Genomic DNA, 25,833 nt, shown 5'->3' on the forward strand with positions numbered 1-25,833 from the left:
GGCGCCGCCGCGGACCAGCTCCAGCCGGCCGCCCGCGGCGGTCACGGCCAGGGTCGTCCGGGTCGGCAGCGCTGCGACCGCCTCCCGCGGCGCCGCGGAGCCCGCCGCAGGCGACGACGCCGGCGCGGAGTCCGCGGCCGCCCCGCTCGGCGTGGCCGCGGCGGAGGCAGCGGCAGCCGCGCCGACCGGCGACGGCGCGGCAGCGGCACCGCCGGCGGCAGGGGCCGACGGCGCGGCCGGGGCCTGCGGCCGGCCCGAGCAGGCGGCCAGCGCAGCCGACAGCACCGCTGCGGCGATCAGCAGACGGGGTCTGGTTCTGGCGTGCATGGCCGGCCCTTCCACGGCTCCGGTGGCTCGGCCAAGGAACCTAGCAGAAACCCGCTCTACAGCAGGCCCAGCCCCCGCGGCGGGACGAAGAGGTGGGCGGCCCGGTGCTCGGCACCGACGAGGGCTGCGCCGGCGGCGAGGTCCGAGGCAGCGGTCTTCTCGACCCGCTGCCGGTGCTCGGCGCACCGCTCGCAGCCGGTGGCCCAGTCGGGGAGCAGTTCCTCGTGGGTGAGGGCCATGTGCCGGGCCAGCCGGATCCGCGAACCGGGTCCGCTGTCCATGGGGTCCCAGTCGACGCCCCGCTCCCCCGTGAGGAACAGCTCCGCGGTGGCCTCCTGGATCTCCTTCATGGAGCGGTAGAGCCGGGCACACTTGGCGCAGCCGAACATCCAGGCCGGGGGCAGCGGCCACACGTCCTCGGGATCGAGGTCATCGGCACTCATGGGTGCCACGGTAGTGGCCGCGTACCGCCCGTGCAGCCGATCGGACGCACTGCCCCCGACAGGGCGGGCCGCGCGTCAACCCTCAGCCCCTGAAGTCCTCTTGGCGCACCGGCGACGCCTCTGCGAGCGCCCTGGCGACGGCCTCGGCCCCTGCGCGCAGCCCGTAGACGGGGGTGCCGGGCTGCTGGCGCCAGGAGTCGTCCAGACCGCCCGCGTCGACGGTGTCGAAGCCGAGTTCGTCGATGAGGGCCCGTACGGTCCGCTTCGCGGCCTCGTCGTCGCCGGCCACCGGGACGGCCATGCGGTCGGGGGCGCCGGCGGGCCGGGGCCGGTCGAGGATGTCCTGCGCGTAGGTGCCGTTGAAGGCCTTGACGACGGGGTGGCCGAGGTGGCGTTCGGTCCAGCGGCTCTCGGTGAGGCCCTCGTCCTCGATGGCTGCGATGCGCCCGTCACGCCGGCGGGGGTAGTAGTTGCCGGTGTCGATGACGGCGAAGCCTTCGGCCGCGCCGTCGAGGATCCCGGCGGGCAGGTCGGGCACGTTCTTCAGGGGGATGGTGACCACGACCACCTCGGCGCCGCGGGCCGCCTCGGTGACGGCGACCGGCGTCGCGCCGGTCTCCTTCGCGAGGTCGGCGAGGGTTTCCGGGCCGCGGGAGTTGGCCACGGACACCTCGTGTCCGAGGGCGGTCAGGCGTCGGGTGAGGTTGCCGCCGATGTTGCCCGCGCCGATGATGCCGATCTTCATGGGGCCTCCCGTGCTTGCCGGTTGTCCGGTTCGGACGCTTCGGTCGGAACCAACCACCGGCAGCTGCCCCGCATTCCGTCCGCCCGGCACGATCGGGTACGGACGTACGTGCGGCGGCGGGGGTCCGACGTCATCGGACCCCCGCCGCACCCCACCGCGCTGCTGACTGCCTGCCTTACGCGCCGCTCGCCTTGAGCATGTCCTCGCGTTCGACGATCTTCACGCGCTCGCGGCCCTGCGGTTCGCCCAGCGCCTTCTCGGCGGCGTCCAGCTTGTACCAGCCCTCCCAGGTGGTGTAGCGGACGCTGCGCTCGGCGAGGAAGGCCTCGACGGCCTCCGGCGCGGGCTCGGCGGGCGTGTGCAGGCGGCCGGCCGCGTGGTCCTCCAGGAGGTTGGCGATCGTCTCGTTGGCATCGCCCTTGGTGTGGCCGATGAGGCCGATGGGGCCGCGGCGGATCCAGCCGGTGACGTACGTCGACTGCAGGTGCTCGCCCGCCTCGATGACGCGGCCCCCCTCGTCCGGCACGGTGCCCGAGTCGACGTCCCAGGGCAGCTTGGGCAGTTCGTCGGAGAGGTAGCCCACGGCGCGGTAGACGGACTGGACGTCCCAGTCGGTGAAGGTGCCGGTGCCCTTGACGTTGCCGGTGCCGTCGAGCTCGGTGCGCTCGGTGCGCAGGCCGACGACCCTGCCGTCCTCGCCGAGGATCTCGGCGGGCGACTCGAAGAAGTGCAGGAAGAGCTTGTGCGGGCGGTCGCCGATGTCGCGGATCGCCCAGTTCTCCAGGGTCTTGGCGACCATGTCCGCCTGCTTGTTGGCGCGGCGGGTGGCGATCGATCCCTCGTCGTAGTCGATGTCCTCGGGGTTGACGATGACCTCGATGGTGGGCGAGTGGTCGAGCTCGCGCAGCTCCATGGGGCTGAACTTCGCCTGCGCCGGGCCGCGGCGGCCGAACACGTGGATCTCCAGCGCCTTGTTCGCCTTCAGGCCGTCGTAGACGTTCGCCGGGATCTCCGTGGGGAGCAGCTCGTCGGCGGTCTTGGCGAGGATGCGGGCGACGTCGAGGGCGACGTTGCCGACGCCGAGGACCGCGACCTTCTCGGCCTCCAGCGGCCAGGTGCGCGGGACGTCGGGGTGGCCGTCGTACCAGGAGACGAAGTCGGCGGCGCCGTAGGAACCGTCGAGTTCGACACCGGGGATGGCGAGGGCGCGGTCGGCGGTGGCGCCGGTGGAGAAGACGACGGCGTCGTAGAACGAGCGCAGTTCGTCGAGGCTGATGTCGCCCGGGTAGTCGACGTTGCCGAAGAGGCGGACCTGCGGCTTGTCGAGGACCTGGTGGAGGGCGGTGATGATGCCCTTGATGCGCGGGTGGTCGGGGGCGACGCCGTAGCGGATCAGGCCGAAGGGGGCGGGCATCCGCTCGAAGAGGTCGATGGAGACGCCCGGCTCGGCGGCGGCCTCGGACTTCAGCAGCGCGTCGGCGGCGTAGATTCCGGCGGGGCCGGCACCGACGATTGCTACCCGCAGGGGGCGAGGCATGACAGTTCCCTTCGACCGACAAAAAACTGGATCAAGGGAACCCTAAACTAAGGTCACCCTAACCCGGCACCCGCCCCCTGTTTATGGCCCCATAAACAGACCTTATGACCCTCCCAAGGAATCCTTGGGGTGCGCCCGGCTCGCATTCACAGGGGGGAAACGGGAGGAATCGGGCATACGACGAGTGAGTCGAGGGGCGTCGGACGGACCGGGAGGTGTCCCCATGGATCCGGTTGCCGCACTGGAGCGGATCGCGTTCCTGCTGGAACGCGCGCTGGCGCCCTCCTACCGGGTGCATGCCTTCCGCAGGGCGGCGGACGCGCTGGTGCGCCTGGGCGAGGAGGACGTGGTCCGGCGCGTGGCGGCGGGCACGCTGGAGGAGGTCAGGGGCATCGGGCCGAAGACCGCCCGGGTGGTCCAGGAGGCCGTGGCGGGGGAGGTTCCGGGGTACCTGAAGAAGCTGGAGGACGAGGCCGCGGCGCATCCGCAGGGCCCGCCCGCGACACCCGCCGCCCGGGCGCTGCGCGCGGCCCTGCGCGGGGACTGCCACCTGCACTCGGACTGGTCCGACGGCGGCAGCCCGATCGAGGCCATGGGCCGCACGGCCGCCGAACTCGGCCATGCCTGGGCCGTGCTCACCGACCATTCGCCGAGCCTGACCATCGCCCGGGGGCTCTCGCCGGAGCGGCTGCGCGAGCAGCTCGCGGTCGTCGCGGAGCTCAACGAGACCTGGGCGCCGTTCCGGCTGCTGACCGGCATCGAGTGCGACATCCTCCTCGACGGCTCCCTCGACCAGGAGCCGGAGCTGCTGGACCGGCTGGACCTCGTCGTCGGATCCGTCCACTCCAAGCTGCGCATGGAGGCGCCCGCGATGACGCGCCGGCTGCTGGCCGCCGTACGCAATCCGCTCATGGACGTCCTCGGGCACTGCACCGGGCGGCTGGTGACGGGCCGGGGACGTCCCGAATCGCAGTTCGACGCCGAAGCGGTCTTCGCCGCGTGCGCCGAGTCCGGAACCGCCGTGGAGATCAACAGCCGGCCCGAGCGGCTCGATCCGCCGCGCCGCCTGCTGCGGCTCGCGGTGGAGGCCGGGACGCTCTTCGCCATCGACACCGACGCCCATGCCCCGGGTCAGCTGGACTGGCAGCTGATCGGCTGCGAGCGGGCCGTCGACTGCGGGGTACCGGCCGAACGCGTCGTGAACACCTGGCCGGAGCAGGAGCTGCTGGACTGGACCCGGACCCGCCGGCCGCCCCGCAGGCGGCGGCGCGCGACGGCGGCCTGAGGGGTCGGCCGTGGGCAACCGGCCATCGGCACTCGACCCGTTGCCACGCGGTCCGTTGCCACGCGGCCCGTCGCACCTCAGCCGTCGGCACCTCAGCCGTCGGCGGTCACCTTCCGGGCCCCTGGGCCCGGGCGCCCGTTCGCCAGCGCCAGCCCCGACAACAGCCCGGCGACCGCGGCGCAGAGCACCGCCGTCACGCCCGCCGCCCGGCCCAGGGAAGCGCTCACCGCACCCTGCAACGGGGCGAAGCCGGTGACCCCGCCGACGACGTGCAGGGCGACGACCCCGACGGCGGCCGCGGCCGCGGCCCGCCAGGCCCCGTCGGCGTCCCGTACCGCGAGCAGCGCGCCGAGCCCCAGGCACAGCGCCGCAGCCGTCTGGGGCAGCAGGGGGGCGGGCCAGGCGGCGGACGCCGGCGCCGGCGCGTCGCCCGGCAGGTGCAGCACACCGCACCCCAGCAGGGCCGCGGCGACCGGCCGGCGCAGGAGGCGGCGCAGCGCGCCGGTACGGTCGCCGACGACGCGGTCGGGGTCGAGGCCGGGGGCGAGGTCAGGGGCGAGGTCAGGGTCGGGGTCGTACATGGAAGGCTCAGCTCCGGTCGGCGTGTGCCAAGGGAGCACACACCCGCTCCCATTCACCGCGACCGCGCCGCACTGCGCCATGCGCGGAGGGCAAACGGGGGACGCGCGGCGCGGGCCGTCACGCGGGGCGACGGCTCGAGATGCGCCTGGGCGGCACTGCTGCTTCGCTGAATCCGCTCTCCTTACCCCCACACCAGAGGAGTGGTCATGAGCGGTGCAGGCGAATCCAGCGGTCGCGTCCGGCAGTTGCGCGAGAAGGCCCGTGAACTGAACCTGGCGGCGGAGCACTCCACCGATCCCGAGGAACGGCGGCGCCTCCAGGACAAGGCACGCCGGCTGCAGGAGCAGAGCGAGAAGGAGAGCAAGATCGACGATCGAGGTATGGATCCGATGTAGCAGGGCGTGATCCAGGGCGTGATCCAGGGCTTCGGCCGACGGCCGCGTACCGCCGGCCGTTGCCGCACGCCCGGCGGTACGACCGACACGGCGAGGTCTGGGGACGGTGGATGAAGGCGACGCAGGTACTGGCCGACGGGTACGGGCGGATCTCGGAGGTGGTGCACGAGGCGGTCGAAGGGCTGTCGGCCGAGGAGCTGAACGCCCGGATCGACCCGCAGGCGAACTCGATCGCGTGGCTGGTCTGGCACCTGACCCGGGTGCAGGACGACCACGTGGCGGACGCCTCGGGCCGGGAACAGGTCTGGACGGCCCAGGACTGGCAGTCGCGGTTCGCGCTGCCGCTGCCCGCCGGGGCCACCGGCTTCGGGCACACGGCCCGCCAGGCCGGCTCGGTCCGCGTCGAGTCGGGCGAGCTGCTGCTGGGCTACTTCGACGCCGTCCACGAGCAGAGCACCGCGTTCATCCGCTCGCTGGCCGCCGCCGATCTCGAGCGGGTCGTGGACGAGCGCTGGGATCCCCCGGTCACCCTCGGGGTCCGCCTGGTCAGCGTCCTCGCCGACGACCTCCAGCACGCCGGCCAGGCCGCGTACGTACGGGGCGTGCTGGGCCGGCGGTAGACCGTGCGCACGATCCCACGACCTGACGACGGGATGTCCTGAAAGGCGGTGGGCCGTGTCCCGTGCCCGCTCGGTCCGGCCCCTGCGCATGCTGCTGTGCGCCGTCCTGCTCCTCGCCTCTGCGGCAGGGCCCGCGGCCGGTGCGGGCTCGGGGGCGGAGCCCGTCGTGGACACCGACCTCGGGCAGGTACGCGGCCGGGCCCACGGCACGTACCTCACCTTCGACGGGATCCCGTTCGCCGCTCCCCCGACCGGCCCGCTGCGCTGGCGGCTCCCGCAGCCCGCGGCGCGCTGGGAGGGCGTCCGCGACGCCGGGAGCCCGGGCAGCCGCTGCCTGCAGCGGCCGTCACTCGGGCCGGGCGGGCTGAGCGGCTCGGAGGACTGCCTCTACCTGAACGTCACCGCCCCCTCCGCCCCCGCTCCGGCCGGGCGGCCGCGGCCCGTGATGGTGTGGATCCACGGCGGCGGGTTCACCTCGGGCGCCGGCGACCTGTACCGGCCGGAGTCGCTCGCCGTGCGCGGCGACACCGTCGTCGTCACGGTCAACTACCGGCTCGGGATCTTCGGCCTGTTCGGGCATCCGGGGCTCGGCGGCGCCCCGAACTTCGCGATCGCCGACCAGCAGGCGGCGCTGCGCTGGGTGCGGGCGAACATCCGCGGCTTCGGCGGCGACCCGTACGACGTCACCCTGTTCGGCGAGTCCGCGGGCGGGCTCAGCGTCTGCGCGCACCTCGCCTCACCGGCTTCCGGCGGGCTGTTCCGGCGGGCGGTTTCGCAGAGCGGGCCCTGCTCGCTCGACTCCCCTCCGGGCTCGGTCCTGCCCGGCCAGGCCCGCTACCAGCCCTTCGTCCCCGAGCGGACCACGGTCGCGCAGGGCACGGCGACGGCGGCCGCGCTGGGCTGCGAGCGCCCCGACCCGGGCGCGGCCGTGGAGTGCCTGCGCGGCGTGGATGCCGCGGCCCTGGCGACCCCGGACCTCATGCAGCGGTTCAGCCTCGTGTCGTACGGCAACGGCGCGCTGCCCTTGGAGCCGCGGCGGGCTCTGGAGACGGGCCGCTTCCACCGGGTTCCGGTGATCCTGGGCACGAACCGCGACGAGATGCGGCTGTTCCTGGCGGCGGTCCTGAGGGCGTTCCCCATCCCGGACGAGGCCGCCTACCGCAGCCGCCTGGAGCTGTCGTTCGGGGCCGCGGCGGCCCAGGCCGTCGCCGCCCGCTACCCGGTGGGGGCGTACGCCACGCCGGCGTTGGCGTGGGCGGCCGTGATGACCGACGTGTCGTTCGTCTGCCCGGGGCTGCGTGACGGCCGTCGGCTGGCGCGGTACGTGCCGACGTACGCCTACCGGTTCGGTGACCGGGACGCACCGAACTTCACCGGGCTGCCGGCGGTGGAGGGCTTCCCCTTCGGGGCGGCGCACGGGTTCGAGCTGCCGTACCTCTTCGACTACGGGGTGGCGTTGACCGGGCCGCAGCGGGAGCTGTCCAACCGGATGACCGGCTACTGGGCGGCCTTCGCCCACGCCGGTACCCCCGCGGCACCCGCCGCCCCGCAGTGGCCCCGCTTCGGCCACTCCCCGTCCGTCCTGTCCCTCGCCCCCGGCCCGGGCGGCATCACCACCCTCGACGCCGAGGCCGAACACGGCTGCGCCTTCTGGAACGGAACCTGGCCCCCGCCCTGACTGGCGCAGCCGGGTTCCTTGGGGCGCCGCCCCAGACCCCGCGCCTCAAACGCCGGCGAGGCTGAAATGGCCGGACCCCCGCCTCGGCGGAAAGTGCCCGAGGTTTCGGGAAGGCAGAGCGGGGCCCGGGGGACGGGCGGTCGGCCACCCGAACGCCACATTCGTCGGGCAGATCCGGCGCCCCGCATGGCACGGTGGCAGGACCTCTCCCTGCTGCCGCCGAACCCGGAGCGAACGTCATGGCCGACCTGCAGGATGAATTCCCCGCCGACACGGCCGCCTGCGTAGGGGCCGAGGACCTCCCCGCAGCGGTACCGTCCGGCTCCGTCGACCGGGCCGTCGGACTGCTGTCCGTCCATCCCGTGGCCGACGGCCACAACACCCTCGTCTGGACCCTGCGCCAGAGCCCGTACCACGACATCGACACCCCGGACACCAACGTCGACACCGACATCCCCCGGCTGCGGGCCGGCGGCGTCGGCGCCCAGTTCTGGTCCCTGCTGCCCCGCGAGGCCGCATCCGCCGACCAGGTCGTGTCCGACACCCTCGAACAGATCGACACCGCCCTGGCCCTGGTGCGCCGCTACCCGGACGGCCTGTGCCTCGCGCTGACCGCGGACGACATGGCCGACGCCCGCAACCGCGGCCGCATCGCGTCGTTCCTGGGCCCCGTACCCGGCCGCACCCTCATCGACGGCGCGCTCGGCACGCTCCGCGCGTTCCACGCCCTCGGCGTACGCATCCTCGCGCCCGCCGGCGCACCCTGGGCGGACGAGGGCCTCACCCCGTTCGGCCACGAGGTGGTCAAGGAGGCCAACCGGCTGGCGATCCTGCTCGACCTGACCGGCTGCCCGCCCGCGGTGGCCTGCCAGATCGCGGGCGCCTCCAAGGCGCCGGTGATCGTCTCGCACACCGCCGCAGCCTCCCTCACCCCGCACCCGGGCAACGTCAACGACGACGTCCTGCTCGCCCTGCGCGCGGCGAACGGCCTGGCCATGGTCACCTTCGACAGCGCCCAGACCGGGGACTCCCTGCACGCGGTGGCCGATCACCTCGACCACGTACGGGCCGTGGCCGGCGCCACGTGCGTCGGGCTCGGCGCCTCCTTCGGCACCGAGCACGGCACGCCCCGCCCGACCGGCCTGACCGACCCCTCCGGCTACCCGCGCCTCATCGCGGAACTGCTGGACCGCGGCTGGCCGGAAACCGAACTGTCCCTCCTGACCTGGGGCAACGCCCAGCGGGTCCTGCGCGACGCGGAGTTCACCGCCCGCGCCGCCCAGCACCGCCGGCCGGCGTCGTAACCGGCCGCCTCAGGCGCGCGGCCGGCCCATGGCCCGGTAGGTCCAGCCGGCCGCGCGCCACAGCTCACCGTCGAGCGCGTTGCGCCCGTCGAGGACGAGCCGGTCGGAGACGACCGCACCCAGCTCGACCGGGTCGAGGTCGCGGAACTCCCGCCACTCGGTGAGGTGCAGCACCACATCCGCACCGCGCGCCGCCTCAAGGGCCGAGTCCGCGTACCCGAGGGTCGGGAACACCCGGCGCGCATTGTCCATGCCCTTGGGGTCGTAGACGGTGACCTGGCCGCCCTGGAGGTGGATCTGCCCGGCCACGTTCAGCGCGGGCGAGTCGCGGACGTCGTCGGAGTCCGGCTTGAAGGTGGCGCCGAGCACGGCGACCCGCTTGCCCAGGAACGCCCCGCCGACCGCCTCGCGCGCCAGCTCCACCATGTGGCCGCGGCGCCGCATGTTGATGGAGTCGACCTCGCGCAGGAACGTCAGCGCCTGGTCGGCGCCCAGCTCGCCGGCGCGCGCCATGAACGCCCGGATGTCCTTGGGCAGGCAGCCGCCGCCGAAGCCGATGCCGGCGCGCAGGAACTTCGAGCCGATCCGCTCGTCGTGGCCGATGGCCTCGGCCAGCTTGACCACGTCGCCGCCGGCCGCCTCGCACACCTCCGCCATCGCGTTGATGAAGGAGATCTTCGTGGCGAGGAAGGAGTTCGCGGCGGTCTTGACGAGCTCGGCCGTCGGGAAGTCGGTCACCACCAGCGGGGTGCCCTCCGACATCGGCGTCTCGTACACCTCGCGCAGCAGCTTCTCGCCGCGGTCGCCGTGGACGCCGATGACGATCCGGTCGGGGTGCAGGGTGTCCTGCACCGCGTAGCCCTCGCGCAGGAACTCCGGGTTCCACGCCAGCTCCACGTCGGCGCCGGCCGGGGCGAGCGCGGCCAGCTTGGCCGCGAGCCGCTCGGCGGAGCCGACCGGGACGGTGGACTTGCCGACGACGAGGGCCGGGCGGGTGAGGTGCGGGGCGAGCGACTCGACGGCGGAGTCCACGTAGCTCATGTCACAGGCGTACTCGCCGTGCTTCTGGGGGGTGTTCACGCACACGAAGTGGACGTCGCCGAAGGCGCCGACCTCCTCCCACGACTGCGTGAACCGCAGCCGCCCGGTCGAGCCCGGCAGCCCGGCGACGTGCGCGGCGAGGAGCTCCTTCAGCCCCGGCTCGTACATCGGTACGCGGCCGGCCGCCAGCATCTCGATCTTCTCCGGGACCACGTCCAGCCCGAGCACCTCGAAGCCCAGCTCGGCCATCGCCGCGGCGTGCGTGGCGCCGAGGTAGCCGGTGCCGATCACAGTGATCTTGAGGGGGGCCATGGGTGCTCCAGAGGTGCGGGCCTGTGCCTGTTGCGGCAACCGAGCATAGTCGCGCCCGTAACCGGGGACGTTCCCCAGGAGCACCACGGCGCACCGCAGCACGCCACGGAGCAGCACGGAGCGCACGGTGTCTGTCACGCAGCTCACGTGCCGCGTACATATCGCTGCCCGGACGCCGGACACTAAGATTTGGGTTACTTAACGGTAGTTAGCACATGGTTCACCTTGGGGAGTGAGAGATCTTGGCGGGTTCTGCCGACTTCGACCTGTACCGCCCGGCCGAGGAGCACGACATGCTCCGCGAGTCCGTCCGCTCGCTCTGCGAGGCGAAGATCCTCCCGTTCGCGGCTGCGGTCGACGAGGAAGCCCGCTTCCCGCAGGAGGCCCTGGACGCGCTCGTCGCGAACGACCTGCACGCCGTCCACGTACCCGAGGCCTTCGGCGGCGCCGGTGCCGACGCCCTCGCCACGGTCATCGTGATCGAGGAGGTGGCCCGCGTGTGCGCCTCCTCCTCCCTGATCCCGGCCGTGAACAAGCTCGGCTCGCTCCCGGTGATCCTCTCCGGCTCCGAGGAGCTCAAGGCCAAGTACCTGACGCCGCTCGCCAAGGGCGACGCGATGTTCTCGTACTGCCTCTCCGAGCCGGACGCCGGCTCCGACGCCGCGGGCATGAAGACCCGCGCCGTCCGCGACGGCGACTTCTGGGTCCTCAACGGCGTCAAGCGCTGGATCACCAACGCGGGCGTGTCCGACTACTACACGGTCATGGCCGTCACGGACCCGGAGAAGCGCTCGAAGGGCATCAGCGCCTTCGTCGTCGAGAAGTCCGACGAGGGCGTCTCCTTCGGCGCCCCGGAGAAGAAGCTCGGCATCAAGGGCTCCCCGACGCGCGAGGTCTACCTCGACAACGTCCGCATCCCGGCCGACCGCATGATCGGCGCCGAGGGCACCGGCTTCGCCACCGCGATGAAGACCCTCGACCACACCCGCATCACCATCGCGGCCCAGGCCCTCGGTATCGCCCAGGGCGCCCTGGACTACGCCAAGGGCTACGTCCAGGAGCGCAAGCAGTTCGGCAAGCCCATCGCCGACTTCCAGGGCGTCCAGTTCATGCTCGCGGACATGGCCATGAAGATCTCGGCCGCCCGCGCCCTGACCTACCAGGCCGCCGCCGCCTCCGAGCGCGGCGACGCCGACCTGACCTACCTCGGCGCCGCGGCCAAGTGCTTCGCCTCCGACGTGGCCATGGAGGTCACCACGGACGCGGTCCAGCTCCTCGGCGGCTACGGCTACACCCGCGACTACCCGGTCGAGCGCATGATGCGCGATGCGAAAATCACGCAGATCTACGAAGGTACAAACCAGGTCCAGCGGATCGTCATGGCCCGCAACCTGCCGTAACGGCACCTCCGGCACGTCTCCGCGAACGCCCCTGCCACCGCGGCAGGGGCGTTCCCGGCAGCTCGATGGGCTACCTTGGGGGCTCGTAGGCCCGACCGGGTGGGGAGAAGGAATTTTGGAAGCGATCCTGCTGGTCGGGGGGCAGGGGACGCGGCTGCGCCCCGTCACGGTGAACACCCCGAAGCCCATGGTGCGTGCGGCGGGAGTGCCCTTCCTCGCCCACCAGATAGCCAGGGCCGCCGCCGCAGGCGTCACCCACATCGTGATGGCCACCTGCTACCTCGCCGAGGTCTTCGAGCCCTACTTCGGCGACGGGTCCGACTTCGGTGTCCGGCTCGAGTACGTGGTGGAGGACGAGCCGCTCGGCACGGGCGGGGCGATCCGCAACGCCGCCCGGCGGCTGACCGGTGGGCCCGATTCCTCCGTGCTGGTGTTCAACGGGGACATCCTGACCGGCTTGGACATCGCGGGGCTCGTCGACGCCCACAAGGCCGCTGCCGCCGATGTGACGCTGCACCTCGTCCAGGTCGAGGATCCGCGGGCGTTCGGGCTGGTCCCCACCGACCCCACCGGTCGGGTTCTGGCGTTCACCGAGAAGCCGCAGACGCCCGAGGAGATCGTCACCGACCAGGTCAACGCCGGCTGCTACGTCTTCCGGCGCAGCGTCATCGACTCGATCCCGGCCGACCGGCCCGTGTCCGTCGAGCGGGAGACCTTCCCCGGGCTGCTTCAGGCCGGCGCGAGCCTGCACGGGGTCACCGAGAACACGTACTGGCTGGACCTCGGCAAGCCCGAGTCGTTCGTCCAGGCCTCCGCGGACCTCGTACGCGGCGTCGTCGCCTCCCCGGCCGTGCCCGGGCCGCGGGGCGAGGCGCTGGTGCTGCCCGGCGCCACGGTCGCCGAGGGCGCCGTGCTGTCCGGCGGCACCGTCGTCGGGGCCGGGGCCAGCGTCGGGGCGGGGGCCGTCGTCGAGGGCTCCATCGTGCTGGACGACGCCGTCATCGGCCCGGACTCCCGGGTCCGCGCCAGCCTGATCGGCGCCGGCGCCACCGTCGGCCCGCGCACCGTGCTCGACGCCGCCGTCCTGGGCGACGGCTCCACCGTCGGCGCGGACAACGAACTGCGCGGCGGCGCCCGCGTGTGGTGCAAGGCCGAACTGCCCGCGGGGGCCTTGAGGTTCTCCCCCGACAGCTGAGACAGGCTCGAAGGCGGCGGGCCCCCTCCGTCGAGGGGGCCCGCGCCGCCGTCAGTTGCCGGTGACGGTGACCTTCTCGTCGTTCTGGATCTGCTTGACGATCTGCTGCACCTTCGGCTTGTCCCAGAGCAGGTTGCCGCCGCGTTCGCCCGCGATCGGCATGTTCATCGAGACGCCCTCGCCGCCGCTGATGCCCTTCATCGCGAAGAACATCTCGCCCATGTCCCACAGGGACATGTCCTTGTCCACGATCAGCGTGTCCAGGCCCGCGCCCAGCACCGGGTAGAGCTTGAACGGGTTGAGGATCGTGCCCGGCGTCGCCGCCTGGTTGGCGAGCGTGGCGAGGAACTTCTGCTGGTTCTTCGTACGCGCCAGGTCCGACTCGGCGAAGGCGTACCGGGTCCGGACGAAGGCGAGGGCCTGCTCGCCGTTGAGGGTCTGCTCGCCGGCCTTGAAGTCGGCGCCCGACTTCTCGTCCTTGAAGGCCTTCTCGATGTTCATGTCCACGCCGCCGAGCGCGTCCACGATGTTCGCGAAGCCGGCGAAGCCGATCTCGGCGTAGTGGTCGATGCGCAGGCCCGTGTTGTACTCCACGGTCCGCACGAGCAGCTCCGGGCCGTCCTCCGCGTACGCCGCGTTGAGCTTGGTGTGCTTGCCCGTGCCGGCGTACTTCTTGCCGGACTGGGAGCCGACGAAGGACGGGATCTCCACGTCCGAGTCGCGCGGCAGCGAGATCATGCTGTTCCCGCCGGAGCAGGCCGCCAGGATCATCATCGAGTCGGTGCGCTTGCCCTCGGCGGAGCCGGTGTGGAGCTTCTTCTTCTCCTCGTCGGACATGCCCTCGCGGCTGTCGGAGCCGACGATCAGGTACGTCGTGCAGTCGCCCTCCTTCGGGCGCTCGATGACCTTGGCGAGGTCGACCTCGCGGCGCACCTTGGAGTCCGCCCAGAAGTACGTGCCGATGGTCGTCGCGAGCAGCGCCGTGGCCAGCACGATCGAGCCGATCTTGATCCGCTTGCGCCAGTCCGGGGCGGAGCCGGGCCCGCGGGGCGGGCGCGCCGTCGGGGGCTGGCCGGGGCCGCCCGGGCCGCCGGGGCCACCGGGGCCGCCGGGCCGCTGGGGGCCGCGCTGCGGGCTGCCGTAGACCTGGCCGGTGTTGTAGCCGCTGTCGTAGCCGCCCTCGTACGCGTCGTGGCCCTGCCCCTGCTGCGGCGGCACCCCGTACGCGGGCGCGGAAGCCGGCGGCCGGCCCGGCTGGACGCCGGGCTGCTGGGGGCGCCGCGACTGCGGTGGCTGCTGGGGCCGCTGCGGGCGCTGGGGCTGCTGCTGCGGCACTGCCGGCTGTCCCGGCTGCCGCCGCTGGACGTGCGGCATCCGCCGCGGGCCCTCCGGCTGCGCCTGTGCGCTGCCGCGCCCGTACCGGTCCTCGCGGGCGTCGCCGCGCCCTTCTGGCCACTCACTCATGCCGCCTAGGATGCCCGGTCGGGGGAGGTGCACGACAGTCCGGTCGGGGCTTCGTGCCGGTGCTGTTGCACAGCTGATGCATCCGCGACGGCTTTAAGGTGGCGGTATGACACAGATACAGGGCGTGACGACGGGCGAACTCCAGGGCAAGCCCACGTCGGCCTCGCGGACCACCCTCAGCCACATCATGACCGCCAACGACACCAATCTCCTCGGCACCGTCCACGGCGGCGTGATCATGAAACTCGTGGACGACGCCGCCGGTGCCGTCGCCGGGCGCCACTCCGGCGGCCCCGCCGTCACCGCCTCCATGGACGAGATGGCCTTCCTCGCCCCGGTCCGCGTGGGCGACCTGGTCCACGTCAAGGCCCAGTGCAACTGGACCGGCCGCTCCTCCATGGAGATCGGCGTACGGGTCCTGGCCGAGCGGTGGAACGAGTCCACCCCCGCCACCCAGGTCGGCAGCGCCTACCTCGTCTTCACCGGCGTGGACTCCGAGGGCAAGCCGCGCACGGTCCCGCCGGTCATCCCCGAGACCGACCAGGACAAGCGGCGCTACCAGGAGGCGCAGATCCGCCGCACGCACCGGCTCGCCCGCCGCCGGGCGATCATGGCCCTGCGCGAGGAGCGCGCGGCCCAGGGCTACGACGACTGAACCGCGCCGACGCCGGCACCTGCGGCCCCCGCGCGTGCGACCTGCACACCCGCGCGGGGGCCGCGCTGCGTGAGGCAGGCGCTGCGTGAGGCAGGTCCTACGTGCTGCACACCACCTGGTCGCCCGTGACCACCCCGTGCCCGCCCTGGTAGGGGTCCTCCGGCCGGACCGGTACCACCGTGCGGTAGTCCGTGCCGGCGACCACCAGCAGGGTCCGGCCCTGCCCCGGCACCGCCCGCAGCGCGCTGCCGGGCAGCGCGGCCGCGACCGTCCGGGCCGAGCGGTCCCAGCGGGGGTCGTACACGATCACCGTGCGCCTGACGTTGCGGCCGGCCCCGTTGGCCGGGGCTCCGGTGGTGTCGAAGCCGGTGGCGCGCAGCGCCGCGTCGACCCGCCCGCCCAGGCCGTCGATGCGGGTGCCGTTCTGCACCTGGATCCGGATCTGCTGCGGGGGCACGTCCACGGGGACCGCGGGCGGCTGCTGCGGGCGGCCGGGCCGGGCGTCGCCGGCACCCGAGGCCGCTGCGGCACCTGAGGCACCCGGGCCCCCTGCGGCACCCGGGCCCCCTGCGGCGTCTGCGGTGTCCGAGACGGCGCGGGCCAGCGGCCGGTCCTGGCGCACGGCCTCGAAGAGCTTGGCGGCCTTGGACTCGTCCCACTTCACGGTGGAGCCGATGCCCTTGACCGGGTACGAGGGGTCCCCGATCGGCACGGAAGTGAACTCCGAGGACGACGGGGCGAAGTCGCGCATGGCCTGGCCGAGCGCGAGCATCTGCTCGGAGCCGAAGCCGGGGTCGGCCCGCACCGAGCCCAGCAGGGTGGAGCTGACCTCCTTGAACTTCACCGGGTTGAGCAGGACCTCGCTGCGGGCGGCCTGCTGGAGCAGGGCGGCCACGAACCGCTGCTGGCGCTGCATGCGGCCGAGGTCTGCGGCGCCGTCGACGTGGCGCGAGCGCACGTACTGCAGGGCCTGGCCGCCGGTGAGCCGGTGGGTGCCGGGCAGCAGGTCGAGGCCGGTGCTGCGGTCGTGGAGGGCCTTGGCGGTGCAGATCTGCACGCCGCCCACCGCGTCGACGGTCTTCATGAAGCCGGTGAAGTCGACCTCCAGGTAGTGGTCGATCTTGACGCGGGTCATGTTCTCGACGGTGCGCACCGTCAGCTGCGGACCGCCCTCGGCGTAGGCGGCGTTCAGCTTCACCGGGTGCGGGCCGTGCTCCTTCCCGGTGGACTGGTCGCGGTGCGCGGGGAGCTCGGCGTAGCTGTCGCGGGGCAGGCTGACGACGCTGGCGCGCTCGCGGTCGGCGGAGAGGTGCACCAGCATCACGGTGTCGGTGCAGTGGCAGGGGGCGCCGCCGAGGCGGTACTCGCGCTTCTCCTCCTTGCTGATGCGGTCGCGGCCGTCGGTGCCGACGAGGAGGAGGTTCAGGCCGTGCCCGGCCTGGGGCCGGTTCTTCATGTCCTTGAAGGGGTCCACGCGCTCGATGCCGGTGTCGACGCCGGTCATGACCGCGTGCCCGATGGCTCCGGAGCCGAGGACCGCCACCGACAGCCCGGTCGCCAGCCGGACCCCCCAGCGGGGCCGGCCGCCCCCGCTCCGGTCCCGGTCCGGGCCCCCGCCGCCGCGCCGGGTGACCCGGGGCTGCGGGGGCCGGGCTGGTCGGGGAGGACGGTGTGGCTGGGGCACGGGGGACACCTCCGCGAGGGGCAGCAGGGCCGGCAGTGCTGAACCGGGCATATCGGTCAGATCGTAAGAACAGTAGGCCCATACGATCAGCCTTCGACCTCATCGATCAGGCGGCGCGCACCCGATTCCCCCGTACGCGGTAACGTGACACCGATACCCGACCGTGAAGGACCACATGCCCGCCCAGCCCGCAGTCTCGGTGATCATGCCGGTACTCAACGAGGAGCGCCATCTGCGCAACTCCGTCCGCCACATCCTCGGCCAGGAGTACGCAGGCGAGATGGAGGTGGTGATCGCGCTGGGGCCGTCCACGGACCGCACCGACGAGATCGCCGCCGAGCTCGTACGCGAGGACCCCCGCGTCGTCACCGTTCCGAACCCCTCCGGCCGCACCCCGGCCGCGCTCAACGCCGCCATCAAGGCCTCGCGTCACCCGATCGTGGTACGCGTCGACGGCCACGGCATGCTCTCCCCGAACTACATCGCCACCGCGGTCCGCCTCCTGGAGGAGACCGGCGCGCAGAACGTCGGCGGCATCATGCACGCCGAGGGCGAGAACGCCTGGGAGGAGGCCGTCGCCGCCGCGATGACCTCGAAGCTCGGCGTCGGCAACGCGGCATTCCACACCGGCGGGGAGGCCGGGCCGGCGGACACCGTCTACCTGGGCGTGTTCCGCCGCGAGGCCCTGGAGCGGGCGGGCGGCTACAACGAGGAGTTCATCCGCGCCCAGGACTGGGAGCTGAACTTCCGCATCCGCGAGGCCGGCGGGCTCATCTGGTTCTCGCCCGACCTGAAGGTCCAGTACCGCCCGCGGCCCTCGGTGCGGGCGCTGGCCAAGCAGTACAAGGACTACGGCCGCTGGCGGCACGTGGTGGCCCGGTACCACGCGGGCTCCATCAACCTGCGCTACCTCGCCCCGCCGACCGCCGTCTGCGCGGTGGCGGCCGGCCTGGTGGCCGGCGCCGCCGTCACCCCGTGGGCCTTCGCGATCCCGGCGGGCTACCTCGCGGGGATCACCCTCGGCTCGATCCCGGCCGGCAAGGGCCTGTCGCTCAAGGCCCGGGTGCAGATCCCGGTGGCCATCGCCACCATGCACATGTCCTGGGGCTTCGGCTTCCTGACCAGCCCGCGCTCGCTGGCGGACAAGGTCATCGCGAGCCGCCGCCCGTCGGCGCACCCGGACCCGACGGCGGCCTGAGCGGCAAGCGGCAAGAAGGGGCCCGGTGGCGGCGGTCGATCGACCGCCCCCACCGGGCCCCTTTCCGCGTGCGCGCCGGGTGCCGGCGGCCGGCTACCAGGTGAAGCCCGGCTGGACCGCCATGCACTCCTTGTCGTTGTCGCCGTTGAGCGGGCGGGCCGAGTCCGGGGCCTTGGTCGGGGCCGGCGGCGGCGGGGTCGGTGCATCGCCCGTGCGCCAGTCCTTGCCGACGAACAGCACGATCCCGGAGAGCCCGTCGGTCTTCTCCACCGCACTGGACGGCAGTCCGAGCGCGGTGGCCAGCGCCGCGGCGTTGGCCGCCTGGTCGGCGCTCGAGAAACGGACCACGGTAGTGTCCTCGGCCCCGGTCTGGGTGTCGGCGGCGGCCTTGGTGAAGCCCTTGGCCGCGAGCAGCGGGAGGACGTCGTTGGACCGGTTCTTCACCCGCGGCTGGGCGCCGTCCTTGCCGCCGGTGGCGTTGCGCACGGTGACCTGGATTTTGGACGGGGCCGCGGCCTGCGGGGCAGCCGGCTGGGACGGGGCCGGGGAGCCCCCGGCGGCCGGGCCGCCCGTCGCGGCGGGGGAGCCGGAGGCGGCGGGAGCCGGGTGCTCGGGGCCCTTGCCGTCGAGCGGGATGTCCTCGCGGATCATCCGGAACACGTCCTCGGCCTCGCCCGGCTTGGGCTCGACGCGGCCCTCCTCGCGCGTGCTGTACACCCAGGGCATGGTCGTCATGGTGATCCGCCCGGTGGGGACCTTCTTGAGCTCCACGCTGAGGTCGTACAGCTTGTCGATCTTGTTCAGGCCGGGGTCCACGACCATGGCCTTGATGGCGGCCTGGGCCAGGCTGTTGAGCTTGACCGGGTTGCTGAGCTTGGCGTTCTTGCGGAACTCGCGGGCCATCGAGTTCATGTACATGTGCTGGGCGTGGGTGCGGCCGAGGTCGGTGCCGTCCTCGAAGCCGTAGCGGGTGCGCAGCCACTGCAGGGCCTGCTCGCCCTGGATGGTGCTGACGCCGGCGGGCAGCTTCAGGCCGGAGCCCTTGCCGTCCTTGGTGCGGGAGTGGACGTTCTGCTGCACGCACACCGGGACGCCGCCGATGGCGTCCGCCATCGTCACCACGCCCTTGAAGTCGATCATCATGAAGTGGTCGATCGGGATGCGGGTCAGTTCCTGCCAGGCGGCGACGGTGCAGCCGGGGCCGCCGCGGCTGAGGGACTCGTTGGTCTGGACGAGGCCCCTGCTGGCGGGGTGGACCTTGCCGTTCGGCTCGGTGCACTTCGGCATCATGATCATGGTGTCGCGGGGCATCGACACCACCGAGATGTTGCTGCGGTCCGCGGACAGGTGCAGCAGCATCTGCACGTCCGCCAGCGGGGGCCCGTCGAAGGTGTCGGTGGCGCCGCCGAGGGCCTGGTTCTCCGCGTCGTTGCGGGCGTCGGAGCCCAGGATCAGGATGTTCAGCGGGGTCTGCCCGAAGGCGTTGGGCTTGGAGCCGCCCAGCTTGTTGTCGCCGAGGTTGAGCACGTCCGTCTGGATGCTGCCGTTGAGGTGGCGGTAGTACAGGTAGCCGGCCGCACCCGTCGCGAGTATGAGGAACGCCAGGGTGGAGGCCACCCAGCGCAGTATGCGCCGCTTGCCCGGGCGGGGTCCGGCGCCGCCGGACGCCGACGCCGACGCGGACCTGGATGCGGACGCCGGTGCGGCTGGTCCGCCGCCGGCCACGTCGTCCGCCGCCCGGGCAGGTGCCCCCTCCCCCCGCATGCTGTTGTTCCCCACAGGTCCCCCCTAAAAGATCACGTCATGTCTGTGTGCTGCACCGGCCGCGCCGGCACAGGTCGTTCGCCGTTGTCGGCTACTTGGCGCAGATCGCCTTGTCCGCCTCGACGCGCTGGATGTCCTCGGGCGCCTTCTGAGGAGCCGTCATCGAGATGCCCGGCCCCTTGAAGTCCGCGCCGAGCGTGAGCTTCATCGGCGTGCGGGGCGCGGCGTCCGCCGTGCCCATCTGCAGCGCCGAGCCCGGCAGGCCCATCATCTCCGCCAGCGCCCGGGCCTGATCGGCCTGGTTCGGGGCGTACTCCAGCCGGGTGGCCTCCAGCTTGGCGGGGGCGTTGCCCTGGTTGCCCGCCCTGGCCACGCCCTTGGTGTTCTGCAGCCAGGTCAGGGTGGTGGAGGCGGAGCCCGAGGGCCCGCCGCCGTTGTAGATGTCCACGCGTACGTCCTTCGCGGCGGCGCGCGGGCCCTGCAGGAGCGCGTCCTGCTTGGCCTTGGCCTGCGCGTCGGCGGCGTCCTTGGCGGCCTGCTCCTTCTTCTCGACCTCGGTGAGCGAGACGTCACCGCGGATCATCTGGAGCAGGGGGTCGGCCTGCGCGGGGTTGAGGACGACGGTCGCCTTCTTGCCCGGGGGCTCGTTCGGGTTGTCGAGCACCGGCAGCGTGGTGAAGGTGACGTTCTTGAGGTTCATGTCCTTCAACTCGCCCGCCAGCTTGGTGAGTTTGTCGATGGACCCGATCCCGGAGTCGACCGCCAGCGACTTGGTGGCCGCCTCCGCCAGCGAGAAGAACTTCTTCGGGCTGGTCAGCGTCTCCTTCGACTTCATCTCGCGCATCATCGAACCCAGGAACTGCTGCTGGGTCTTGATCCGGTCGAGGTCGCTCTCGTTGCCGAAGGCGTGGCGCGTACGGACGAAGGCCAGGGCGTCCTCGCCCTGCAGCCGGTGCTCGCCCGCGTCCAGCTTCAGCTTGGAGTCCTTGTCGTCGACGGGCTTCTCCACGCAGACCGGGACGCCGCCGACGGCCGTGCTGAGCACCTTCACCGCGTTGAAGTCGACCATCATGAAGTGGTCGACGGTGATCCCGGTGAGCTCCTTGACCGTGCGCATGGTGCAGCCCGGGTCGCGGCCCTCCTGGCCGAGGCTGGTGTTGAAGCGGGTCCCCTTCTGGCCGGGGATGGTCTTCATCGAACCGTCCGGCTGCTTCGTCGGGCAGGCCGGGATGTTCGTGATCAGGTCGCGGGGGATGGACAGCGCCGTGGCGTTGGAGCGGTCCTTGGAGACGTGGAACAGGATCGTGGTGTCGGCGTGTCCGACGCTGCCCGAGTCCCCGTAGCCCTCGTTGCCCGCACCGGAGCGCTTGTCGGTGCCGATGACGAGGATGTTGATGGGCTGGTCCTTCTTGAAACCGCCCGTGCCCGCGTCGCCGACGTCGGTGACGCTGAGGTTGCCGTTCAGGTGGTCGTAGTAGAGGTACGCGGCCAGCGAGCCGCCGACCAGCAGGAACGCGAGGGTGCCGCCGCCGATGACCAGGATCCGGCGGCGCCGGGAGCCGCCGCCCCCGCCCTTGCGGCTGCGGCCCGTGCGGCGTCCGGGCGGGCCCTCGCCGCGGCGCGGCCCGGGGACCGCGGGGGACGGGGCCGTGGACGGGGCCTTGGGGGACGCGGCCGCCGCGCCGCGGGAGGAAGGGGCCTCGCCGCGGGGTGCGGGGGCCGCACCGCGGGATCCGGGCGCCGCGCCGCGGGGGGTTGCGCCGCGGGGCGCGGGCCGGCGGCGGGGGGTGCCGGCGGGGGGCTGTCCTTGCGTTCCGGAACGGTCCAGTCGCAGTTCGTAATGGCCGGTGCGGGGGTTGAGCACCCACTGGTCGGCGGGGTCGATCTCGTCTGCCCGCCCACGGCTCTGCGCATCCACGGTTGCTCGAATCCTCCGTCGGTGCCTCGCGACGCGCCTCCCCCAAGACGCCCGGTCAACGATCCGGCTGCTGGTGCACGGCCTCTTTGCTGGCCAGGGCACCGGATCGCTCACCTTATCCGCCTCGGTCGGCTCCAAACCATGGTGGTGACAAATTCCACTGCCCCTATAACAGGACAAAACGCCCAAGCGCTTCGGTTCGGACACCGGCTTTTGGGATTGCTTTACCGGCAGTCGGCCATGCCCGCGGTGGTGCCCGTGAAGGTCGCCGCGGGAGTCGGGCTCGAAGCGGTCGACGGCGCGGGCGCGGCGGGCGCGGCGGGCGTGGCGGACGTCCGGGAGGCGCGCGCCGCGGGCGTGGCGGTCGGCAGGGCGGCGGCGGCCTGCGGGCTCGGCGGGGTCACCGTCAGCGGCTCGTCCGCGCGCAGCCGCCGGAACAGCTCGGCCGCGGCCGGCTGCACCAGCTCGTCCCGGTTCGGGTCGGCGGCGTACGGACGGCGCGGCACCGTCAGGAACTTGACCTGTTCGGCCGGTATGTCCCTGATGCCCCGGACCAGTTCGTACAGCCCCCGCAGCGAGGCCAGCCCCGAGTCGGTGGTGACGGAGGAGGTCGCCGCGTCCAGCAGCGGGTAGAGCCGCCCCGGGTTCAGCAGCACGCCGTTGCTCTGCACCTTCTTGACCAGCGAGCCGAGGAACTGCTGCTGGCGCTCCATCCGTTCGGTGTCGCTGCCGCCGCCCAGGCCGTAGCGGGCCCGCACGAAGCCCAGGGCCTGCTCGCCGCGCAGGGTCTGCCGCCCGGCCGGCAGCTTCAGGTGCGCCTCGGCGTCGTTCACCGGCTGCTTCAGGCAGACCTCGACGCCGCCGACCGCGTTCACCATCTTCTTGAACCCGCCGAAGTCCACCACCATGTGGTGGTCGATCCGGATCCCGGTCATCTTCTCCACCGTTCGGATCGTGCAGGCGGCCCCGCCCCACTGGAACGCCCAGTTGAACTGCGCCGACCGCGCGGACGTACGGCTGCCGTCCGCCGTCAGGCAGCCCGGGATCTCCACGATCAGGTCCCGCGGGATCGACACCGCCGTCGCGCTCCTGCGGTCCGCCGGCAGGTGCAGCAGGATCACGGTGTCCGAGCGCTGCGTGCCCCCGTCCCTGCCGTAGCGGGCGTTCTCCGTGCCGGAGCGCGAATCCGAGCCGATCAGCAGGATGTTCTGCGAGCCGTCGCTGAAGTGCACCGGGCGGTCGTGCTCGTAGCGCTCCAGCTCGGCCTCCGCCGAGGTGTCCTCGGTGATGTTGGCGTCGAGCTTGCGGTACAGCCACCAGCCCACGGCCGACCCGGCCAGCACCAGCAGGGACACCCCGAGCGCGATCCAGCGCAGCAGGCGGCGCCGGCGCCGCGGGGGCTTCGGGAAGCCCCCGGCCGCACCGCTGCCGCCGGATATGCCTGCGCTGTCCCTCACTCGCGTACCGTCCCCTCACCGGGTGGGCGTTCAGCCGTACGGGTGGGGGTACGGCCTGACCCGATCGTGCCCCGGGCGCGCGGCGACGGCCCGGGGACGGGGTGGTGTCTAGGGCCGAGCGGGTGACAGATCGCCCCTGTGGTGCGGTTCGCCGGTCCGGGTGAGCTACCGCGCGGTGTGGGTGACGCGCTCGGCCTCCGTCCGCTGGGCCAGGCCCTGCTCCGACAGCCGGTCGAGGTGGCGACACAGCACCACCGAGCCGCCCGCCGCCAGGGCCGCGAACAGCCCCGCCGACAGTCCCTCCCAGGTGTCGTAGCCCAGCCCGGACAGCAGCCGCGCGCCCGGCCCGAGGCCGAGCTTCGCCGCGTCCTCGCGGGCCCGCTCCACGATCCGGGCGTACGAGAGCTCCTCGCCGCCGACCACCAGCCCCGGGGCGTCCGCGTCCACGGGGACGAACGGGGCGAAGCGGTCGCCCTGCGAGGGCACCTCCACCGCGTAGTCCGCGAACCCGGCGGGCGGCTGCGGGAACCGGCCGCCCAGCGGGCGCAGCGCGAGCGCCACCCGCTCGCCGGAGCAGGCCGCGGCCTCCTCCAGCGTGTCGGGGCCGCTCACCACCACGTCGGCGTCGGCCGTGTCCCCGCCCACCTCGGCGACGACGCCGACCGAGGCGCAGGCGAGCAGCCACACGGCGCTCTGCCAGTGCGCCGGGAGCAGCAGCGCGAGCCGGTCGCCGGGTCCGGCGGCCAGGTCGCCCTGGAGCAGATTGGCGGTCTTGGCCACCCAATTGGCGAAGGTGGCGACGGACAATTCGACGCGTTCGCCCGTGGCGTCGTCGTAGAAGGTCACGAGAGGGCGGCCCGGATCGGCGGCGAGCGCGGATCGCAGCAGGTCGGCAGGGGTGCGGTCAGTGGCGTTCACCCGCCCCAGCGTACGCGGGGCCCTCCCCCGTACGGGCGCCGCCGACTCCTCCGTCCAGGGGAGGCGGGTGGCCCCCGCGAGCAGACGGTCCGTCAGTTCTCCGATGGCGGTTCGTGGTGACTGTGATCAGCATCGCTTGCATGCGTGGATTCCTGTCTTCAGCGGTCGGCGTCGCGACCGCAGCCGCACTGTCCCTGCCGCTCGCCCTGTCCACCCCGGCGCTGGCCGGGTCCGCCCCGGCGGTCCCCGCGGCCCCGGAAGCACCTGCGTCACCGGTGTCGCCCGTGTCCCCTGCGTCACCCGTGTCCCCTGCGGGCTCCACCCGGTCCCTGCCGCTCGTCCCCATCGGACCGACCGCCGACCGGGCGCCGTCGTCCGGCATCCCCGGCATGAGCACCGCGCCGCGGCTGCCCGAGACCCGGGGGCTGGCCGCGCGGGAGGTCGAGAAGTTCTCGCTGGTCGGCGTCGTCTGGGACGACGCGGCCACCCCGCTCCACGGCCACGTCCAGGTCCGTACCCGCTCCGCGCGGACGGCGACCTGGTCCGACTGGCAGGACGTCGAGACCCACAACAGCGAACACGCCCCCGACCCCGGCGCGTCCGAACGGGCCTCCGGCCGGCTGCGGGGCAGCACCGCACCGCTGTGGGTCGGCGAGTCGGACGCCATCGAGGTCCGCGTCCAGGCGGAACCCGGTACCGCCCCCGCCGCCACCCGCACCGCCCGCGCGCCCTCCCGGCTCCCCACCGGCCTGCGGATCGAGCTCGTCGACCCGGGCGGGGCGGAGCCTGCGGCGGGGCCGGACGGCAAGAACACGGGGGCGGGGACGGGCACGGAGAAGGGGGCCGGCAACCCGGTCGGGGACGACAAGGGCGACACGGCCGCCCCCGCACCCGGCATGACCATGGGCATGACCGAGGCCTCCATGGCCAACGTCCCGCTGGCCCCGCTCGGCGCGAAGGAGATCACCGCGCTGAACAAGGCCGACGCCACCGCCGACGCCGTCCTCGCCGGCGAGGGCTCCGTCGCCGCGACCCCGTACATCGGCCCGCGGCCGAGGATCGTCACGCGGCTGGGGTGGGGCGCGGACGAAAACCTGCGGGAGAAGACGTTCGTCTACACGAACACGGTCAAGGTGGCCTTCGTCCACCACACCGCCTCCGGCAACAACTACGCGTGCGCGGACGCCCCGGCGGTGCTGCGCAGCCTGTACCGGTACCACGTGGTCAGCGAGGGGTGGCGCGACATCGGCTACAACTTCGCCATCGACAAGTGCGGCACCGTGTACGAGGGCCGCGCGGGCGGGGTCGCCAAGCCGGTGCTCGGCGCGCACACCATGGGGTTCAACACGGACAGCATGGGCATCGCCGTGATCGGCACCTTCACCACCGCCGGGCCGCCGGCGGCCGCGGTGAAGTCGGTGGCGGCGCTGACGGCGTGGAAGCTGGGCCTGTTCAACCGCGACCCGCGGGCGACGACGACCCTCACCTCGGGCGGCGGCAACCTCTACGCCAAGGGCAGGGCGGTCAAGATGAAGGTGATCTCCGGCCACCGCGACGGCTTCGCCACGGAATGCCCCGGCAAACTCCTGTACAGCCAACTCCCCCCGACCCGCACCACCTCGGCCAAGCTCCAGGGGCGGTAGGGCACGGGCACGGACGCGGACGCGGAGACGGGCACGGATGCGGAGACGGGCACGGACGCGGACGGGGATGGGGACGGACGCGGCCGCAGCGGCACGGACGGGGAGGCGGCCAGCGGGCCGGGACCCATGGGGTCGGGATCTCGGCCGACCGGGATCAGGGAGGGTATGGGGGCTTCCCGTCAGTCTCATCGTCCTTCCGCGTCGGGCCGGCCTGTCAAGAGCGCTCCCTTCGGTCGCGTCGCTGCGCGATGGCCTTCGGCCACTCTTG

Annotated in this window: 22 protein-coding genes; 10 read left to right on the top strand and 12 right to left on the bottom strand. The window is 73.0% G+C overall.

Going from position 1 to position 25,833, the window contains the following annotated elements; all coding sequences use genetic code 11:
* The 4 genes from AB0F11_RS32470 to AB0F11_RS32485 form a co-directional block, all read right to left on the bottom strand.
* On the bottom strand, nucleotides 1-327 hold a 327-nt coding region (locus AB0F11_RS32470), incomplete at its 3' end, for a hypothetical protein (protein WP_362181542.1).
* Nucleotides 328-383: 56 nt separating this feature from the next.
* The gene (locus AB0F11_RS32475; protein ID WP_361910970.1) at nucleotides 384-770 is read right to left on the bottom strand and encodes a hypothetical protein; all 387 of its coding nucleotides are present in this window, start codon (nucleotides 768-770) and stop codon (nucleotides 384-386) included.
* Between the two features lie 82 nt (nucleotides 771-852).
* Entirely contained in the window at nucleotides 853-1,572 is a 720-nt protein-coding gene (locus AB0F11_RS32480) for an NAD(P)-binding domain-containing protein (RefSeq protein ID WP_362181545.1), read from the bottom strand.
* A 118-nt stretch (nucleotides 1,573-1,690) separates the two neighbouring features.
* Nucleotides 1,691-3,052, bottom strand: coding sequence for an FAD-dependent oxidoreductase (locus AB0F11_RS32485; protein ID WP_362181548.1), 1,362 nt, complete (start codon nucleotides 3,050-3,052; stop codon nucleotides 1,691-1,693).
* Nucleotides 3,053-3,275: 223 nt separating this feature from the next.
* Here AB0F11_RS32485 and AB0F11_RS32490 point away from each other — a divergent pair, with 223 nt between their 5' ends.
* The gene (locus AB0F11_RS32490) at nucleotides 3,276-4,337 is read left to right on the top strand and encodes a PHP domain-containing protein (RefSeq protein ID WP_362181551.1); all 1,062 of its coding nucleotides are present in this window, start codon (nucleotides 3,276-3,278) and stop codon (nucleotides 4,335-4,337) included.
* Between the two features lie 92 nt (nucleotides 4,338-4,429).
* Here the strand turns inward: AB0F11_RS32490 and AB0F11_RS32495 are convergent, their stop codons facing one another.
* Nucleotides 4,430-4,918 (bottom strand): hypothetical protein, encoded by a 489-nt coding sequence (locus tag AB0F11_RS32495; protein ID WP_362181553.1) that lies wholly within the window; start codon nucleotides 4,916-4,918, stop codon nucleotides 4,430-4,432.
* 207 nt (nucleotides 4,919-5,125) lie between these two features.
* Here AB0F11_RS32495 and AB0F11_RS32500 point away from each other — a divergent pair, with 207 nt between their 5' ends.
* The 4 genes from AB0F11_RS32500 (at nucleotide 5,126) to AB0F11_RS32515 (ending at nucleotide 8,916) form a co-directional block, all read left to right on the top strand.
* The gene (locus tag AB0F11_RS32500; RefSeq protein ID WP_362181556.1) at nucleotides 5,126-5,314 is read left to right on the top strand and encodes a DUF6381 family protein; all 189 of its coding nucleotides are present in this window, start codon (nucleotides 5,126-5,128) and stop codon (nucleotides 5,312-5,314) included.
* 110 nt (nucleotides 5,315-5,424) lie between these two features.
* A complete protein-coding gene (locus tag AB0F11_RS32505) occupies nucleotides 5,425-5,934 on the top strand; it encodes a DinB family protein (protein WP_362181558.1) in 510 nt (169 codons plus the stop codon).
* Nucleotides 5,935-5,989: 55 nt separating this feature from the next.
* The gene (locus AB0F11_RS32510) at nucleotides 5,990-7,612 is read left to right on the top strand and encodes a carboxylesterase family protein (RefSeq protein ID WP_362181561.1); all 1,623 of its coding nucleotides are present in this window, start codon (nucleotides 5,990-5,992) and stop codon (nucleotides 7,610-7,612) included.
* A gap of 239 nt (nucleotides 7,613-7,851) precedes the next feature.
* Complete coding sequence (locus AB0F11_RS32515) at nucleotides 7,852-8,916, top strand: membrane dipeptidase (RefSeq protein ID WP_362181564.1); 1,065 nt, start codon at nucleotides 7,852-7,854, stop codon at nucleotides 8,914-8,916.
* Between the two features lie 9 nt (nucleotides 8,917-8,925).
* Here AB0F11_RS32515 and AB0F11_RS32520 read toward each other — a convergent pair whose 3' ends face one another.
* On the bottom strand, nucleotides 8,926-10,269 hold the full coding sequence (locus tag AB0F11_RS32520; RefSeq protein ID WP_362181567.1) for a UDP-glucose/GDP-mannose dehydrogenase family protein: 1,344 nt from the start codon (nucleotides 10,267-10,269) through the stop codon (nucleotides 8,926-8,928).
* Nucleotides 10,270-10,562: 293 nt separating this feature from the next.
* Here AB0F11_RS32520 and AB0F11_RS32525 point away from each other — a divergent pair, with 293 nt between their 5' ends.
* Both AB0F11_RS32525 and AB0F11_RS32530 read left to right on the top strand, forming a co-directional pair.
* Nucleotides 10,563-11,669 (top strand): acyl-CoA dehydrogenase family protein, encoded by a 1,107-nt coding sequence (locus tag AB0F11_RS32525; protein WP_362181588.1) that lies wholly within the window; start codon nucleotides 10,563-10,565, stop codon nucleotides 11,667-11,669.
* Between the two features lie 112 nt (nucleotides 11,670-11,781).
* The gene (locus tag AB0F11_RS32530) at nucleotides 11,782-12,864 is read left to right on the top strand and encodes an NDP-sugar synthase (protein WP_362181590.1); all 1,083 of its coding nucleotides are present in this window, start codon (nucleotides 11,782-11,784) and stop codon (nucleotides 12,862-12,864) included.
* 51 nt (nucleotides 12,865-12,915) lie between these two features.
* Here AB0F11_RS32530 and AB0F11_RS32535 read toward each other — a convergent pair whose 3' ends face one another.
* On the bottom strand, nucleotides 12,916-14,328 hold the full coding sequence (locus AB0F11_RS32535) for an LCP family protein (protein ID WP_362181570.1): 1,413 nt from the start codon (nucleotides 14,326-14,328) through the stop codon (nucleotides 12,916-12,918).
* A gap of 106 nt (nucleotides 14,329-14,434) precedes the next feature.
* Here AB0F11_RS32535 and AB0F11_RS32540 point away from each other — a divergent pair, with 106 nt between their 5' ends.
* A complete protein-coding gene (locus AB0F11_RS32540) occupies nucleotides 14,435-14,983 on the top strand; it encodes an acyl-CoA thioesterase (protein ID WP_362181572.1) in 549 nt (182 codons plus the stop codon).
* 97 nt (nucleotides 14,984-15,080) lie between these two features.
* Here AB0F11_RS32540 and AB0F11_RS32545 read toward each other — a convergent pair whose 3' ends face one another.
* Complete coding sequence (locus AB0F11_RS32545; protein ID WP_362181593.1) at nucleotides 15,081-16,676, bottom strand: LCP family protein; 1,596 nt, start codon at nucleotides 16,674-16,676, stop codon at nucleotides 15,081-15,083.
* A gap of 166 nt (nucleotides 16,677-16,842) precedes the next feature.
* Here AB0F11_RS32545 and AB0F11_RS32550 point away from each other — a divergent pair, with 166 nt between their 5' ends.
* Nucleotides 16,843-17,865 carry a glycosyltransferase family 2 protein gene (locus AB0F11_RS32550; RefSeq protein WP_362181574.1) on the top strand — a complete coding sequence of 341 codons (1,023 nt, stop codon included), beginning with the start codon at nucleotides 16,843-16,845 and terminating at the stop codon, nucleotides 17,863-17,865.
* A gap of 93 nt (nucleotides 17,866-17,958) precedes the next feature.
* Here the strand turns inward: AB0F11_RS32550 and AB0F11_RS32555 are convergent, their stop codons facing one another.
* The 4 genes from AB0F11_RS32555 to AB0F11_RS32570 form a co-directional block, all read right to left on the bottom strand.
* Nucleotides 17,959-19,629, bottom strand: coding sequence for an LCP family protein (locus tag AB0F11_RS32555; RefSeq protein WP_362181596.1), 1,671 nt, complete (start codon nucleotides 19,627-19,629; stop codon nucleotides 17,959-17,961).
* 91 nt (nucleotides 19,630-19,720) lie between these two features.
* Entirely contained in the window at nucleotides 19,721-21,547 is a 1,827-nt protein-coding gene (locus tag AB0F11_RS32560) for an LCP family protein (protein WP_362181577.1), read from the bottom strand.
* Nucleotides 21,548-21,771: 224 nt separating this feature from the next.
* The gene (locus AB0F11_RS32565; RefSeq protein WP_362181580.1) at nucleotides 21,772-23,004 is read right to left on the bottom strand and encodes an LCP family protein; all 1,233 of its coding nucleotides are present in this window, start codon (nucleotides 23,002-23,004) and stop codon (nucleotides 21,772-21,774) included.
* A gap of 165 nt (nucleotides 23,005-23,169) precedes the next feature.
* Nucleotides 23,170-23,922 carry a TIGR03089 family protein gene (locus AB0F11_RS32570; RefSeq protein ID WP_362181583.1) on the bottom strand — a complete coding sequence of 251 codons (753 nt, stop codon included), beginning with the start codon at nucleotides 23,920-23,922 and terminating at the stop codon, nucleotides 23,170-23,172.
* Between the two features lie 140 nt (nucleotides 23,923-24,062).
* Between AB0F11_RS32570 and AB0F11_RS32575 the strand changes: the two genes are divergently transcribed.
* Nucleotides 24,063-25,565, top strand: coding sequence for a peptidoglycan recognition protein (locus AB0F11_RS32575; protein ID WP_362181586.1), 1,503 nt, complete (start codon nucleotides 24,063-24,065; stop codon nucleotides 25,563-25,565).
* Nucleotides 25,566-25,833: the final 268 nt, after the last annotated feature.

This window comes from Streptomyces sp. NPDC032472 (assembly GCF_040636955.1).
Taxonomy (GTDB): domain Bacteria; phylum Actinomycetota; class Actinomycetes; order Streptomycetales; family Streptomycetaceae; genus Streptomyces.